Origin of the sequence: Streptomyces sp. NBC_00239 (assembly GCF_036194065.1) — a bacterium.
Classification (GTDB): Bacteria; Actinomycetota; Actinomycetes; order Streptomycetales; family Streptomycetaceae; genus Streptomyces.
The window spans coordinates 879,063-891,750 of the sequence record NZ_CP108095.1; the positions used below are offsets into that span (position 1 = coordinate 879,063).

A 12,688-nucleotide genomic window follows, 5' to 3' on the forward strand; every position below is an offset into this window, starting at 1 on the left:
CTCGAACCCCGGCGCGCGTCCGTCTCGGCGGCTGCCCGCCGGGCCGGAGGTGGCAGGAGCATCAGTACAGTCCTGCCGATTTTTTTCGTCAATACTTTTCACAAGGATTGAAGAAACCCCAAGTTCACAGGCCTGGCGCCGTGTTGACACCTCGATCGGCCTTCAACTCATGAAGGCCGAACCTCTTGACGCCCTTCCGGGCGGGCAGTTCACTCACGCTTCGATCCCCCCGGATCCACGACGTGAGGAGCACCCCGCATGTCCCTCCTTTCCGACCGACCGCCACGACCGGGCGTCGCGGCGCTCGCCGCCGCGCTGGTCGCGGCCCTTCTCGTGCTGCTGCCGGGCACCGCGGCCCACGCCGCGCCCGTGCTGCTCTCGCAGGGCAAGCCCGCGACCGCCTCCAGCACGGAGAACGCCGGCACACCGGCCGGCGCGGCCGTCGACGGCGACAACGGCACCCGCTGGTCGAGCCAGTTCGCCGACCCGCAGTGGATACAGGTCGACCTCGGCGCCCCGGCCCAGCTGAGCCAGGTGGTGCTGCGCTGGGAGACCGCGTACGCAAGGACCTACCGCGTCGAGCTGTCGACCGACGGGACCCACTGGACCACCGGCCACTCTGCCACCGCGAGCACCGGCGGCGTCCAGACGCACGCCCTCACCGGCACGGCCCGCTACGTCCGCGTGTACGGCACCGAACGGGCCACCGGATGGGGCTACTCGCTCTGGGAGTTCCAGGTCTACGGCACCGGCACCGGCCCGGTCATCCCGGGTGGCGGAGACCTCGGCCCGAACGTCATCGTCTTCGATCCGTCGACGCCGAACATCCAGGCCAGGCTGGACGAGGTCTTCCGCCAGCAGGAGTCGGCCCAATTCGGCTCCGGGCGCTACCAGTTCCTCTTCAAGCCGGGTACGTACAACGGCCTCAACGCGCAGATCGGCTTCTACACGTCGATCTCCGGTCTCGGCATGAGCCCCGACGACACCACCATCAACGGTGACATCACCGTCGACGCGGGCTGGTTCGGCGGCAACGCCACCCAGAACTTCTGGCGTTCGGCCGAGAACCTGGCCGTCAACCCGGTCAACGGCACCAACCGCTGGGCCGTATCGCAGGCCGCGCCCTTCCGCCGGATGCACGTCAAGGGCGGCCTGAACCTGGCGCCCAACGGCTTCGGTTGGGCGTCCGGCGGCTACATCGCCGACTCCAGGATCGACGGACAGATCGGCAACTACTCGCAGCAGCAGTGGTACACGCGTGACAGCTCGATCGGCGGCTGGTCCAACGCGGTGTGGAACCAGGTGTTCTCCGGGACGCAGGGCGCGCCGGCGCAGTCGTACCCGAACCCGCCCTACACCACCCTGGAGACGACCCCCGTCTCGCGGGAGAAGCCGTTCCTGTACCTGGACGGCTCCGCCTACAAGGTGTTCGTGCCGGCGAAGCGCACCAACGCCCGCGGCACCTCCTGGGGCAACGGGACACCGCAGGGCACCTCGCTCCCCCTCGACCGGTTCTACGTGGTCAAGCCGGGCGCGAGCGCGGCGACGATCAACGCGGCGCTGGCGCAGGGCCTGCACCTGCTCTTCACGCCGGGCGTGTACCACGTCGACCAGACCATCCAGGTCAACCGCCCGGACACCGTGGTGCTGGGCCTCGGCCTCGCCACGATCGTCCCGGACAACGGCGTGACGGCGATGAAGGTCGCCGACGTCGACGGGGTGCGGCTGGCCGGCTTCCTCGTCGACGCGGGCGCCGTCAACTCCCCCACCCTGCTGGAGGTCGGCCCGGCCGGCGCGGCCACCGACCACGCGGCGAACCCGACGACCGTCCAGGACGTGTTCGTCCGCGTCGGCGGCGCGGGCGCGGGCAAGGCGACGCTGGGCATGCTGATCAACAGCCACGACACGATCGTCGACCACACCTGGATCTGGCGGGCCGACCACGGTGACGGGGTGGGCTGGGAGACCAACCGCTCCGACTACGGCTTCCGGGTCAACGGGGACGACGTCCTGGCCACCGGGCTGTTCGTCGAGCACTTCAACAAGTACGACGTGGAGTGGAACGGCGAGCGGGGCCGCACGATCTTCTACCAGAACGAGAAGGCGTACGACGCGCCCAACCAGGCCGCGATCCAGAACGGTTCCGTCAAGGGCTACGCGGCCTACAAGGTGGCCGACTCGGTGAACACCCACGAGGGCTGGGGTCTGGGCAGCTACTGCTACTACAACGTCGACCCGACGATTCGTCAGGAACACGGCTTCCAGGCCCCGGTGAAGGCCGGGGTCAGGTTCCACGACCTCCTGGTGGTGTCACTCGGCGGCAACGGCCAGTACGAGCACGTGATCAACGGCATCGGCGCCCCGACCTCGGGAACGTCGACCGTCCCCTCCACCGTCGTCTCGTTCCCCTGACGGACACGCCGGTCCCCCGGCACCCCGGCGGGTCCGTCCGGGTCCATGCCCGACGGCCCCGCCGTGGTCCGCGCGCCGCCCCTCCCCACCCGCAGGGCGGCGCGCGGTTCCGCCGTCAGGGGGTGCGGTGCGCGGCGATGATCCTGGCGTAGCGGCGGCCGCTGGACTTCACGGTGCGGCGCTGGGTGGCGTAGTCGACGTGGACGAGACCGAAGCGCTTGTCGTAGCCGTACGCCCATTCGAAGTTGTCCAGCAGCGACCAGGCGTAGTAGCCGGCCACCGGTGCTCCGCGGCGGGCCGCGCGGGTGCAGGCGGCGAGGTGGGAGGTGAGGTAAGCGGTGCGCTCGGGGTCGTGGACGGTGCCGTCGGGGGCGACGGTGTCGGGGTAGGAGGAGCCGTTCTCGGTGATGTGGATGCGCCGGGCGCCGTACTCCTCGTGGAGGCGCACGATCAGCGCTTCCAGGCCGTCGGCGTCGACCTCCCAGCCCATGCCGGTCCGAGGCGCGGTGGGGCGGTCGATCTGGCGGGCGTACGGCGCGGGGCCGGCCGGGTCGGCGGTGACCACCTGGGGGAAGTAGTAGTTGAGGCCGGTCCAGTCGAGGGGGGCGGCGATGGCCGTGCTGTCGCCGGGCCGTTCGGGCAGGTCCACGCCGTAGACCTCGCGCATGTCGGCGGGGAAGCCGCGGCCGTGGACGGGGTCGAGCCACCAGCGGTTGACGTGGCCGTCCATGCGGCGGGCGGCGGCCCGGTCGGCGTCGCCGTCGGTGGCGGGTGCGACGGTGGAGAGGTTGTTGACGATGCCGATCCGGGCGCCGGGGGCGGCCGCGCGGACGGCCCGGGCGGCCAGACCGTGGCCCAGGAGCAGGTGGTACGAGGCGCGGACGGCGGCGGTGAGGTCGGTGCTGCCGGGCGCCATCCTGCCCTCCAGGTGCCCGATCCAGGCCGAGCAGAGCGGCTCGTTCAGGGTGGCCCACTGGGTGACGCGGTCACCGAGGCGCTCGGCGACGACGGCCGCGTAAGCGGCGAAGTGCTCGGCGGTGTCGCGCTCGGGCCAGCCGCCGCGGTCCTGGAGGGCCTGGGGCAGGTCCCAGTGGTAGAGGGTGACGGAGGGCTCGATGCCGGCGGCGAGGAGGCCGTCGGTGAGGCGGTCGTAGAAGTCGATGCCCTTGGCGTTGAGCGGGCCGTCGCCGGCCGGGAGCACGCGGGGCCAGGAGATGGAGAAGCGGTAGGCGTTGGTGCCGAGGTGCCGCATCAGGGCGATGTCCTCGGGCCAGCGGTGGTAGTGGTCGCAGGCGGTGTCGCCGTTGTGGCCGCCGTCGATGGCGCCGGGGACGCGGGTGAAGGTGTCCCAGATGGAGGGGCCGCGGCCGTCCTCGTCGGCGGCGCCCTCGATCTGGTAGGCGGAGGTGGCGGTGCCCCAGGCGAAGTCGGCGGGCAGGGCTGCGAGGTCCAGGGCGGCGGCCTCGGTGGCGTCGAGGGCCGCGGCGGCGGCGTGCGCGTCGGCCGCCCGGGGCACGGTCGGGTCCGCGCCGGCCGCGTCGGTCGGGGGGAGGCTTTCCGAGAGGGTCATTTGACGGCTCCTGCCGTGAGTCCGGCCACCAGGTACTTCTGCAGCAGCAGGAAACCGGCGACGACGGGGATGCTGACGACGAGCGATGCGGCCATGATCTGGTTCCAGTAGACGTCGTTCTGCGTGGAGTAGCCCTGCAGTCCGACGGCGAGGGTGCGGGTGGCGTCGTTCGTCATGACCGACGCGAACAGCACCTCGCCCCAGGCGGTCATGAAGGCGTACACGGCGACGGCGACGATGCCGGGCACCGCTGCCGGGATCACGACCCGGAACAGGGCGCCGAGGGGGCCGCAGCCGTCGACCATGGCGGCTTCGTCGAGGTCGCGGGGCACCGAGTCGAAGTACCCGATGAGCATCCAGATGGAGAAGGGGAGGGAGAAGGTCAGGTAGGTGAGGATCAGGCCGCCGCGCGAGCCGTAGAGGGCGATGCCGGTGGTGTTGCCGATGTTCACGAAGATCAGGAACAGCGGCAGGAGGAAGAGGATCCCGGGGAACATCTGGGTGGACAGCACCGTCACGGTGAACAGGCGCTTGCCGCGGAACCGGTGGCGGCTGACGGCGTACGCCGCGAACACGGCGATGACGACGGAGCAGACGGTGGCGGCTCCGGCCACGATCAGGGAGTTCACGAAGTAGTCGGCGAGCGGGATCGTGTGCCAGATGTCGATGTAGGGGCGGACGGTGAGCCCGCTGGGGATCCACCGGAACTCGCCGGCGACGTCCTTCAGCGGCTTGAGGGAGCTGGTGGCCATCACGTGGACCGGCACCAGGACGAACACGGCGAGCAACGTCAGGAAGACGGCCCGGACCACGCGGAACGACGCGGGCGGGTCGAGGGCGCTGCGGGGACGGGGACTGGGTCGGCGTCGGGGGCGGGAGCTGGGGCCGGGGTGGGTGCCGGGGTGGGTGCTAGCGGGCATCGTCGTGCCTCCGTCCGCGGGTGACGAGCAGGTACCCGGCGGTGACCAGCAGCAGGAACAGCAGCAGGAGGACGGACATGGCCGATCCGGCGCCGAAGTTCCAGGTGACGAAGCTGGACTGGTAGATGTGGATGGAGATGAGGTCGGCGGCTTCCGGCGCCGACTTGCCGAACAGCACGAACGGCGTGTTGAAGTCGTTGAACGTCCACAGGAACAGGACGAGCACCAGGACCTGGTTGACCGGGCCGACCGACGGCAGGGTGATCCGGCGGATCTGCTGCCACGTACCGGCCCCGTCCAGGGCGGCCGCCTCGTACAGCTCCTTGGGGATGTTCTGGAGGGCCGCCGTCACGATGAGGAAGGCGAACGGCCAGCCCTTCCACACCGATACGGTCAGCAGCGCCCAGAAGCTGTTGTCGCCGAGCAGCCAGAAGGTGTGATCGGCGCCGCCCAGGCCGAGTTGGTCGTGGACGACGTGGTTCACCAGGCCGTTGTCCCGCTGGAACATGAACGACCAGGTGATGACCGCCGCGTACACGGGGAGCGCGTACGGGACCAGGAAGAGCGCCCGCAGGAAGCCGCGGCCGCGGAAGGCCTCCTGCATGAACACGGCGGCGGCCGTGCCGATCAGCCAGCACAGCCCGACCGAGAGCAGTGTGAACCGGCAGGTGGTGAGGAAGGACGTGAGGAGTGCTTCACCGACGGGGCGGTTGAGGTCGACGGCGAGCTCGTAGTTGTCGAAGCCCGCCCAGGGCGCCCCCGTCCAGTCTCGGATGTGGAACTGGGTCAGCTCGCTGAAGCTCGCCACGATGCCCATGACCATGGGGACCAGGTGGACGAGCAGTTCGAGCAGGAGCGCGGGCAGGAGCAGCAGGTAGGGCAGGGCGATGCGGCGTCGGCGGCCGGGCGGGCGCGCGCGGCCGGCGCCCCGGCGGCCCGGCCCGGCCGTCCCGCCGGGCGGCGCCGGGGTGAGTGAGGAAGGTGCCGGGGGTACGTTGGTCACTGGAGGGCTCAACTCGACATCTGCTGCTGGGCCTTGGTGAGCTTGGCCCGGACCGATTCGGTGGTCACCGGCTTTCCGGCCGCGGCGTCGGCGAAGAGTTCCTTGACGGCGGTGCCGACCGCCGTCTCGAACTGCGACTCCTCGGGAACCTGCGGGAGCGGGGCGGCGCTGGTGGCGAGGGTGGTCCGGAGCACGGTCGAGTCCTCTCCGGCGAAGGCCGGATCGCTCTGGGCGGCCTTGACCGGGGGGATGGAGCCGTACGTCGCGTTGAGGAGCTTCTGCTCCTCGTCGCCGGTCATGAACTCCACGAACTTCAGGGCGCCGTCGAGGTTGTCGGTGTTCTTGAAGACGGCCAGGTTGATGCCGGCGACCATCGAGTTGACGTTGCGGCCGGCGCCGGGGGTGCCGCCCGCGGGGACCGGTACGGGCGCCACGCCCCAGTCGCCCTCCTTCATCCCGTGCGCCTTGAAACTGCTCGCCGCGCTCTGCCAAAGGACCATGGCGGTCTTGCCGTTGGCGAAGTCCTGGAGGGACTGGTTCTTGTCGTACTCGGCGTTGCCGGGCGCGATGATCTTGTCCTTGGCCATCAGGTCGACGTACTGCTTGACGGCCGCCACGTTGGCGGGGGTGTCGAACGTGGGCTTGCCGGCGGCGTCGAAGAACGCGGCGCCGTGCTGGTGGGAGAAGACGAAGGCCTGGTGGATGTTGTTGGAGGGGTTCGCGCCCTCCGCGCCCAGCGCCCACTTTCCGCCCCTGGACAGCCTCCGGCCGATGGTCACCATCTCGTCCCAGGTGGCCGGGGGCTTGGCGACGCCGGCATCCTTGAACATCTTCTTGTTGTAGTAGAGCGCGTACGACATCGAGTACAGGGGGACGGCGGCCGGGTCCTTGCCGGCGGCGCCGGCCGAGCCGATCGCGGATTCGACGAAGCGGTCCTTCCCGCCGATGGCCGCGAAGTTCTTCGCGTCCCAGGGGAGCAGGGCGCCGGTGGCCTGGAGCGAAGCGGACCAGGTGTTGCCGATGTTGAGTACGTCCGGGCCCTGCCCGGAGGCGGTGGCCGCGAGGATCCGGTTGAGCAGGTCCGACCAGGGAACGACCTCCAGTTTGACCTTGATGCCGGTCCGCTGCTCGAACTTCTTCAACTCCGGTGCGAGCGTGGCCTGGTCGGCCGGGATGTCGGGGCCCTGGTTGGAGGCCCAGTACGTGAGCTCCCTGGGGGCGGTGTTGGAGCCGCCCCCGCCGTTCGCGTTTCCGCCGCCACAGGCGGTGGCGGCGGCGAGGAGGGAAGCGGTGACGGCGGCGGAGGCGGCTCTGATTCTGCGCATGGCGGCTCGGTCCCTTTCGGCGGGGTCAGAGGGGGAAGGCCGACGCGAAGCGCTCCGTCCGGGCCTTAATTTAGGACGTGAGTTAAGCCTCGCGAAAGGGTCGCGTCAAGAGGTCCCGCAGGGGTATGTTGCGGACGAAGTCACGACGGAAGGGACCGGATGACCACGGGGCGTAGCGGACGAACGGTGCGGGACCTGCGACGGGGCAACCGGAGCGCCGTGCTCCAACAGCTGTATTTCGGCGGTCCGTTGAGCCGCCAGGAACTGGGACCCGCCACCGGGCTGAGCTCCGGATCCGTCAGCAACGTCGTCGGCGAGCTCGTCGCGGACGGGCTCCTGGAGGAGGCCGGCGTCGTCGACTCGGACGGCGGCCGGCCCCGCACCCTGCTGCGCGTCGCGCCGGGCAGCGCCCACATGATCGGCGTGGACGTGGGCGAAACCCGGGTCAGGGTCGAGCTGTTCGACCTGACCCTCACCGAACTCGCCCGCACCGAGCTGCCGTTGCTGCCGCGCGGCTGCTACGACGTCGGCCCGATCGTCGACCACGTCAAGGACGGCATCGCCGCGGTCCTCGCCGAGGCGGGGGTGGGGACGGAACGGCTGCTCGGCGTGGGCGTCGGCGTACCGGGCATCGTGGACCGCGAGGCACCGGGCGGAGCCGTCGTGCACGGCCAGACCATCGGCTGGGACGCGGTCCCGCTGGAGCAGCTGCTCCGTGCGACCAAGGCGCTGCCCGAGGAGGTCCCGTACATCATCGACAACGGCGCCCGCACGCTCGGCCAGGCGGAGATGTGGTTCGGCGCGGGCCGCGGTGCCCGAGAGGCGGTCGTCGTGCTCTTCGGGTCGGGCGTCGGCGCGAGCCTGGTCACCGACGGCTCCCCGGACGGCGGCGCGACCGAGGGCACCCCCCTGGAGTGGGGCCACCTCACCGTCTCCGTACGCGGCCGCCGCTGCCGGTGCGGCGCGCTGGGCTGCCTGGAGGCGTACACGGGGGCGGAATCCCTGCTGGCACGGTGGGCGGAACGGGGTGGGGCGGGGGGCGTGGGGGCCGGGGGCCCGGCGGGCGGCACGGGCTCGGCCGGGGCTGGGGACTCGGCGCGGTCGAAGGCGTCGGCGCGGTCGAGTGCGTCGGCGGAGGCAACGCAGTCGATGCACGCGCCGGGCCCGCTGGAGCCGGTGGACGAGGAGGAGGCCCTTTCGGGGCTGCTGGCGGCAGCCGAGCGCGGGGACGAGGTCGCTCTGGCGGTCCTGGAGGAGACCGCGGAGTACCTGGGTGCGGGGCTCTCGGACCTGATCAACCTGTTCCGGCCGGAGCGGATCCTGATCGGCGGCTGGGCGGGCCTGATGCTGGGCCCCCACCTCCTCCCGTCGGTGCGCGAACACGCGACGCGGTACTCCCTGCGGCACCCGGCCGACCGGGTGACCATCGGCCTCGGCTCACTCGGCCCGGACGCGGTCACGGTGGGCGCGGCCACGCTGCCCCTGTCCGCCTTCTTCGCGACGGGCGGCCGCCGCGCCACCCCCGAGCCGATCGCCGAACCCCCGGGCTGGCGCACCGCGTTGGAGGTACGCGGAGGCGGGGCGGCGACCTGAGGCCGGACGGGTCGGGAGCCCACGGCCGGGCCCGGGCGCCCCCCGGTTCGGTCAGAACATGGTGTTGTCGTTCTGCGACGTGGGCGGGATGACCTGAAGGACGTCCCAGTGCTCGACGATCTTGCCGCGGCCGTCGAAGCGGAAGATGTCGATACCCGCGTACTCCTCGTCGGGCCAGGTCTGGTGGCAGTGCAGGACGACGTGCTCGCCGTCGGCCACGGCCCGCTTGAACTCGACGCGCTTGCCCGGGTACTCGGCGGCCATGCGCTCGAAGTAGTCGATGAACGCCTGCTTGCCGTCGGCGACGTGCGGATTGTGCTGGATGTAGGTGTCGCCGGCGTACTTCTCGATCGCCTCGGCGGGCCGGCACTGGTTGAACATCAGGTCGTAGAACGCCTCGGCCGTGGCCTTGTTCCGCTCAAGATCACTCATGGGACCACCGTAGATCCACGCACCGGATCCGGCACGGCGAGTGCAGCGGGCAGGCGACGGGGTACGGCGCCATGCACGCACCGACACGCACCCCGTACACGTCTCACCGACACGGCAGCACGCGAACCCGTCTGTCAGAGGCGGGCGGTACGGTCCGTCCATGGCAGCCAGGATCGATCTCACGCTCGATGGTGCGGACGCACAGACCCTCGCCGTCTTCTGGAAGACGGCCCTCGGATACGTCGACGAGCCGCCGCCCGCTCCCTTCGCCACGCGCGAGGAGTGGCTCGCGCAGTTCGATCTGCCGGAGGACGACACCGAGGACGACGGCGCATGGCTTTGCGATCCCGACGGTGTCGGACCGCGGTTGTGCATCCTCAAGGTCCCGGAGCCGAAGACGGCGAAGAACCGGCTCCACATCGACATCCGCGTGCCGGGGCACGGCAGCGCCGACGAACGGTGGGCACGGATCAGGGCCGAGGCCGAGCGGCTGGTGCGGGCGGGCGGGCGCGTCCTCGACGAGTTCGACGGGCACCACGTGGTGATGGCGGACCCGGAGGGCAACGAGTTCTGCGTGGCTGCCGCCGCCGCGTGACCGGTGCTGTGGCTGCCGCCTCCGCGTGACCGATCCTGCGCCCCGGCCCGCACACGTTGCGCGGGCAGGGGCGTGGCGCGGCCCGGGGTCAGGCGGCCGGCGTCGCGCGCGGGCGCCGGGCGTGGGGCGTCATTGGCCGACCCGGCCGTCGACGCACTCGCGCAGCAGGTCCGCGTGGCCGCAGTGGCGGGCGTATTCCTCGACGCGGTGGACCATGAGCTCGCGGATGGCGATGCCGTCCTTGCCCACGCGCTCGGCCAGGTCGGGGTGCTCGGCCAGTGCGGCGTCGGTCTCGGCCTGTTCGCGTTCCAGGTCGGCGTACGCGGAGTCGACCACGCTCTGCTCGGCGACGGCTCCGTGGAAGTCCGCGTCGCGCTTGCCGTACAGCTTCGGGAGCGGGTCGCCCTCGACGATCCAGTTGCGCCAGTCCCGTTCCACCTCGGCCAGGTGCCGGATCAGGCCGAGCAGCGACATCGTCGACGGGGGAACCGACCGGCGGGCCAGTTGCTCCGGGTCCAGGCCGTCACATTTCATCCGCAGGGTCTTGCGGTAGTTCGTCAGGAAGTCCTGCAGCGTCGCGAGCTCCCCCTCGGGAGTGTCCTCGTTGTTGCGGGGGTCTTCGTCCGGGTCGGCCCACATGTCGGCGTACACGGTCGCCTGGGTCCACCGCTCGGGGTGCTCGATCATGCGTCGCATGATCGCTTGCGCGGATCGGGGCGCGCCACCCCATTTCCGTCCGCGGTGACGCCGGACCGGGGCTCCCCCGTCACGTTCCGTCGCTCCGGGCGGTGCCGCCTGCGGCACGGTCCTCGCCGGCAGGCGGACTGTCAGTGGCGTGGGGCACAGTTGAAAAGGCCATAACGCTGAAATGGCCGACGGACGAGGACCGAGGACTCACTGCGCTTCCCGCGTGGAATCGAGGCGATCTCATGGCGCACGCGATCCAGGCCGAGGGTCTGGCAAAGCGGTACAAGGAGACCCGCGCGCTGGCCGGGGTGGATCTCCAGGTCCCGGCGGGCACCGTCTGCGGCCTGCTGGGTCCCAACGGCGCCGGCAAGACGACCGCGGTGCGCATCTTCGCCACGCTCCTGCGGCCGGACGAAGGGCGGGCGGAGGTCGGCGGTTACGACGTCGTACGCGAGTCGGGGCTGGTCAGGTCGCTGATCGGGCTCACGGGTCAGTACGCGGCCGTCGACGAGAACCTGACCGGCACGGAGAACCTGCTGATGATCGGCAGGCTGCTCGGCCTGCCGCGTGCGGAAGCACGGGCCCGGGCGGCCGAACTCCTCGACCGCTTCCACCTGACCGACGCGGCGGGCCGCGCCGCCAAGGCGTACTCGGGAGGCATGAGGCGGCGCCTGGACCTCGCGGCCAGCCTGGTCGGCCGCCCCCAGGTCCTCTTCCTCGACGAGCCGACCACCGGCCTCGACCCGCACAGTCGCGGCGAGGTGTGGGACATGCTGCGCGCCCTGGTCTCGGAAGGCATGACCACCCTGCTGACCACGCAGTACCTGGACGAGGCGGACCGGCTCGCCGACAACATCGTGGTGATCGACAAGGGCACGGTGATCGCCGACGGCACGCCGGACCAGCTGAAGTCGCAGGTCGGGGGCCAGGTACTGGAGCTGCGGCCGACCCGCACGGCCGATCTCGCGGCGGCGCACGCACTGGTCGCCGAGGAAGCGGGGCCCCAGGCCAAGATCGAGGGCGAGGGGATCATCGCTCCCGTCAACGACGCGGCGCTCATGCCGAGCATCGTGCGCAGGCTGGACCAGGTGGGCATCGAGGTCGGCGAACTCACGCTGCGGCGCTCGTCCCTCGACGAGGTGTTCATGGTGCTGACCGGCCACCGTGCGGAGCCCGCCGCCCCGACCACCGACGGGGACGGAGGCGCGGACGGGGACGCGCCCAGGGGGCGGGAGAGCGGCGCCGGGACCGGCGCGGCAGCCGACGACCAGCACGTGAACGCGGGGAGCCCGTCATGACGGCCACGACGGTCACCGGCAGCATGAGCCACGGCGGCCGGGTGCGCCCCCTGGCGGCCCTGCGGCAGACCGCGACCATGGCGTGGCGCAGCCTGGTCTCGGTGAAGCACAACCCCTTGGAACTGGTCGACTACAGCATCACGCCGATCATGTTCGTGTTCCTGTTCACCTACGTCTTCGGCGGGCAGATGGCGGGCTCGCCCCGCGAGTACCTGCAGTACGCGCTCGCCGGGATCATCGTGCAGAACACGCTCTTCATGAGCATGTACACCGCCATGTCGTTGAACACCGACCTCACGAAGGGCGTGTTCGACCGCCTGCGGAGCCTGCCCATCGCCCGTTCGGCGCCGCTCTTCGGACGCATCGCCGCGGACCTGGCCAAGCAGCTGTGGGCCATGATCCTGATGGTCGCGCTGGGCATGCTGCTGGGCTTCGAGGTCACCGGCGGCCCGGCGGGCTTCGCGGCGGCGGCGCTCCTGCTCCTGGTGTTCGCGGCCGCCGTGTCGTGGACGGCGGTGCTCATAGGCATGGTGGCCGGGGACGCCGAGAAGGTGCAGGTCTACGCCTTCACGGTGATCTTCCCGATCACCTTCACCAGCAGCGCGTTCGCGGAGGTCAGCACCATGCCCGGCTGGCTCCAGGCGTGGGTCGAGGTCAACCCGGTGACCCACCTGTCGGACGCCTTCCGCGGCCTGCTGCTCGGCAACCCGGTGAGCGGGCCGATCATGTGGTCCCTGCTGTGGGCGGCGGGCATCGCGGCGGTCTTCATGCCGTTGGCGATGCGCGCCTACCGCACGCGCGGGCGCTGAGAGCGGCGGAACGCCGCCGACGGCTCCCTACCCGACGGGAAGCG

The 12,688-nt window shown here is 71.1% G+C and carries 11 protein-coding genes; 5 read left to right on the plus strand and 6 right to left on the minus strand.

What is annotated here, in order from left to right; genetic code table 11:
• Window positions 1-258: 258 nt before the first annotated feature.
• A complete protein-coding gene (locus OG764_RS03990; protein ID WP_328966975.1) occupies window positions 259-2,412 on the plus strand; it encodes a discoidin domain-containing protein in 2,154 nt (717 codons plus the stop codon).
• Between the two features lie 115 nt (window positions 2,413-2,527).
• On the opposite strand, the gene OG764_RS03995 is transcribed toward OG764_RS03990, so the two are convergent.
• From OG764_RS03995 to OG764_RS04010, 4 genes are read right to left on the minus strand one after another with little or no spacing between them, the layout of a single operon-like run.
• Window positions 2,528-3,982 (minus strand): GH1 family beta-glucosidase, encoded by a 1,455-nt coding sequence (locus tag OG764_RS03995; RefSeq protein WP_328966976.1) that lies wholly within the window; start codon window positions 3,980-3,982, stop codon window positions 2,528-2,530.
• Entirely contained in the window at window positions 3,979-4,902 is a 924-nt protein-coding gene (locus OG764_RS04000; RefSeq protein ID WP_328966977.1) for a carbohydrate ABC transporter permease, read from the minus strand. Before OG764_RS04000 ends, OG764_RS03995 begins: the two co-directional genes overlap by 4 nt.
• Window positions 4,892-5,905 (minus strand): carbohydrate ABC transporter permease, encoded by a 1,014-nt coding sequence (locus OG764_RS04005; RefSeq protein WP_443055845.1) that lies wholly within the window; start codon window positions 5,903-5,905, stop codon window positions 4,892-4,894. Before OG764_RS04005 ends, OG764_RS04000 begins: the two co-directional genes overlap by 11 nt.
• Window positions 5,906-5,913: 8 nt before the next feature.
• Window positions 5,914-7,230: an ABC transporter substrate-binding protein gene (locus OG764_RS04010; RefSeq protein WP_328966978.1), complete on the minus strand. Its 1,317-nt coding sequence runs from the start codon at window positions 7,228-7,230 to the stop codon at window positions 5,914-5,916.
• Window positions 7,231-7,389: 159 nt separating this feature from the next.
• On the opposite strand from OG764_RS04010, the gene OG764_RS04015 reads away from it, so the two are divergent.
• Window positions 7,390-8,823 (plus strand): ROK family transcriptional regulator, encoded by a 1,434-nt coding sequence (locus tag OG764_RS04015; protein WP_328966979.1) that lies wholly within the window; start codon window positions 7,390-7,392, stop codon window positions 8,821-8,823.
• A 51-nt stretch (window positions 8,824-8,874) separates the two neighbouring features.
• Here the strand turns inward: OG764_RS04015 and OG764_RS04020 are convergent, their stop codons facing one another.
• The gene (locus tag OG764_RS04020; RefSeq protein ID WP_328966980.1) at window positions 8,875-9,255 is read right to left on the minus strand and encodes a nuclear transport factor 2 family protein; all 381 of its coding nucleotides are present in this window, start codon (window positions 9,253-9,255) and stop codon (window positions 8,875-8,877) included.
• A gap of 160 nt (window positions 9,256-9,415) precedes the next feature.
• On the opposite strand from OG764_RS04020, the gene OG764_RS04025 reads away from it, so the two are divergent.
• Complete coding sequence (locus OG764_RS04025; protein WP_328966981.1) at window positions 9,416-9,850, plus strand: VOC family protein; 435 nt, start codon at window positions 9,416-9,418, stop codon at window positions 9,848-9,850.
• 129 nt (window positions 9,851-9,979) lie between these two features.
• On the opposite strand, the gene OG764_RS04030 is transcribed toward OG764_RS04025, so the two are convergent.
• Entirely contained in the window at window positions 9,980-10,537 is a 558-nt protein-coding gene (locus OG764_RS04030; protein ID WP_443055846.1) for a DinB family protein, read from the minus strand.
• A gap of 242 nt (window positions 10,538-10,779) precedes the next feature.
• Here OG764_RS04030 and OG764_RS04035 point away from each other — a divergent pair, with 242 nt between their 5' ends.
• Together OG764_RS04035 and OG764_RS04040 are read left to right on the plus strand one after the other, a co-directional pair.
• Window positions 10,780-11,835, plus strand: coding sequence for an ATP-binding cassette domain-containing protein (locus tag OG764_RS04035; protein ID WP_328966983.1), 1,056 nt, complete (start codon window positions 10,780-10,782; stop codon window positions 11,833-11,835).
• Window positions 11,832-12,644, plus strand: a complete 813-nt coding sequence (locus tag OG764_RS04040; RefSeq protein ID WP_328966984.1) for an ABC transporter permease — start codon at window positions 11,832-11,834, stop codon at window positions 12,642-12,644. Before OG764_RS04035 ends, OG764_RS04040 begins: the two co-directional genes overlap by 4 nt.
• The last annotated feature ends 44 nt before the right edge of the window (window positions 12,645-12,688 follow it).

What these genes read in the sequence shown, in the direction of transcription:
- OG764_RS03990 (WP_328966975.1), top strand. Translation starts at nt 259, where the DNA reads ATGTCCCTCCTTTCCGACCGACCGCCACGACCGGGCGTCGCGGCGCTC.
- OG764_RS03995 (WP_328966976.1), bottom strand. Translation starts at nt 3,982, where the DNA reads ATGACCCTCTCGGAAAGCCTCCCCCCGACCGACGCGGCCGGCGCGGAC.
- OG764_RS04000 (WP_328966977.1), bottom strand. Translation starts at nt 4,902, where the DNA reads ATGCCCGCTAGCACCCACCCCGGCACCCACCCCGGCCCCAGCTCCCGC.
- OG764_RS04010 (WP_328966978.1), bottom strand. Translation starts at nt 7,230, where the DNA reads ATGCGCAGAATCAGAGCCGCCTCCGCCGCCGTCACCGCTTCCCTCCTC.
- OG764_RS04015 (WP_328966979.1), top strand. Translation starts at nt 7,390, where the DNA reads ATGACCACGGGGCGTAGCGGACGAACGGTGCGGGACCTGCGACGGGGC.
- OG764_RS04020 (WP_328966980.1), bottom strand. Translation starts at nt 9,255, where the DNA reads ATGAGTGATCTTGAGCGGAACAAGGCCACGGCCGAGGCGTTCTACGAC.
- OG764_RS04025 (WP_328966981.1), top strand. Translation starts at nt 9,416, where the DNA reads ATGGCAGCCAGGATCGATCTCACGCTCGATGGTGCGGACGCACAGACC.
- OG764_RS04030 (WP_443055846.1), bottom strand. Translation starts at nt 10,537, where the DNA reads ATGATCGAGCACCCCGAGCGGTGGACCCAGGCGACCGTGTACGCCGAC.
- OG764_RS04035 (WP_328966983.1), top strand. Translation starts at nt 10,780, where the DNA reads ATGGCGCACGCGATCCAGGCCGAGGGTCTGGCAAAGCGGTACAAGGAG.
- OG764_RS04040 (WP_328966984.1), top strand. Translation starts at nt 11,832, where the DNA reads ATGACGGCCACGACGGTCACCGGCAGCATGAGCCACGGCGGCCGGGTG.